This window comes from Clostridium tunisiense TJ (assembly GCF_000300195.1).
GTDB lineage: Bacteria > Bacillota > Clostridia > Clostridiales > Clostridiaceae > Clostridium_J > Clostridium_J tunisiense.
In genome coordinates this window covers 1-260 of the sequence record NZ_AMQH01000054.1, presented here as the reverse complement: position 1 = coordinate 260, position 260 = coordinate 1, and the positions used below count along the sequence as shown (strand labels likewise).

The window sequence follows — 260 nt, the reverse complement described above, 5'->3', positions numbered from 1 at the left end:
ACAAATGGATACGAAAGAATGTTTCCAAGTGAAACATTCACGGCCTCCTTTTCACACTGTGCACACTGGTCACCAAATGGGGCATCTTTGGCGTCGGCGAGCACCTTAGTCTTGGCTGGCATGCAAATCTTTACCCAGTCTTCGATGAAGTCAGTTGAGTATGCTCCATCATCGCTGTGCCCTATCACAATGATTTCTTTAACCTTGAGATGAAGAACGGCATATTCAACGGCTGAACCAGTTCCAGCGTATTTGGTCTG

General features: G+C 46.5%; 1 protein-coding gene. It reads right to left on the bottom strand.

From position 1 onward, the window contains the following. Window positions 1-260: carbonic anhydrase (locus C661_RS0120940; RefSeq protein ID WP_017417249.1), on the bottom strand; the 260-nt coding region annotated here is incomplete at both ends.